1 protein-coding gene is annotated in these 1357 nt (G+C 45.0%); it reads left to right on the top strand.

Going from position 1 to position 1357, the window contains the following annotated elements; all coding sequences use genetic code 11:
- Positions 1-1357 (top strand): MucBP domain-containing protein (locus HMPREF3093_RS00670; RefSeq protein WP_180363241.1); only part of this gene is annotated, 1357 nt, incomplete at both ends.

Genomic DNA, 1357 nt, shown 5'->3' with positions numbered 1-1357 from the left:
GGACGAGCAAGACGCCAAATTGGCAGATCCGGTCACTTTAGAAGGCGAAGTGGATACGGCCTATACAACTGAGAAGAAAGAAATCACAGGCTACAACTTCTTGCGAGTGGAAGGCCCAGAGACAGGTACTTTCAAAGTAGAAGCCCAAAACGTCAAGTATATCTACCAAGCCATTCCAAAACCACGCGGAACAGTTAATGTCACTTACGTGGACGAGCAAGATGCTCAGTTGGCAGATCCAGTTACCTTAGAAGGTGAAGTGGATACCGCCTACGCAACTGAGAAGAAAGAAATCACAGGCTACAACTTCTTGCGAGTGGAAGGCCCAGAGACAGGTACTTTCAAAGTAGAAGCCCAAAACGTCAAGTATATCTACCAAGCAATTCCAAAACCACGCGGAACAGTAAATGTGACATACGTAGACGAGCAAGATGCTAAATTGGCAGATCCCGTTACCTTAGAAGGTGAAGTGGATGCAAGTTATACAACTGAGAAGAAAGAAATCACAGGCTACAACTTCCTACGAGTGGAAGGGCCAGGGACAGGTGCTTTCAAAGCAGAAGTCCAAAACGTGAAATATATTTACCAAGCTATTCCGAAACCACGTGGAACGGTGAATGTCACTTACGTGGACGAGCAAGACGCAAAATTGGCAGATCCAGTCACTTTAGAAGGTGAAGTGGATGCAACTTATACAACTGAGAAGAAAGAAATCACAGGCTACAACTTCTTGCGAGTGGAAGGCCCAGAGACAGGTACTTTCAAAGTAGAAGCCCAAAACGTCAAGTATATCTACCAAGCCATTCCAAAACCACGCGGAACAGTTAATGTCACTTACGTGGACGAGCAAGATGCTCAGTTGGCAGATCCAGTTACCTTAGAAGGTGAAGTGGATACCGCCTACGCAACTGAGAAGAAAGAAATCACAGGCTACAACTTCTTGCGAGTGGAAGGCCCAGAGACAGGTACTTTCAAAGTAGAAGCCCAAAACGTCAAGTATATCTACCAAGCAATTCCAAAACCACGCGGAACAGTAAATGTGACATACGTAGACGAGCAAGATGCTAAATTGGCAGATCCCGTTACCTTAGAAGGTGAAGTGGATGCAAGTTATACAACTGAGAAGAAAGAAATCACAGGTTACAACTTCCTACGAGTAGAGGGCCCAGAAACAGGTACCTTCAAGTCCGAAGTTCAGAATGTTAAGTACATCTACCAAGCTATTCCGAAACCACGTGGAACAGTGAATGTGACTTACGTAGACGAGCAAGATGCTAAATTGGCAGATCCAGTCACCTTAGAAGGTGAAGTGGATGCAAGTTATGCTACTGAGAAGAAAGAAATCACAGGCTACAAC

The sequence above is a fragment of the Abiotrophia sp. HMSC24B09 genome (assembly GCF_001815865.1).
Lineage (GTDB): Bacteria > Bacillota > Bacilli > Lactobacillales > Aerococcaceae > Abiotrophia.
This window is presented reverse-complemented; position numbering and strand designations above follow the sequence as displayed.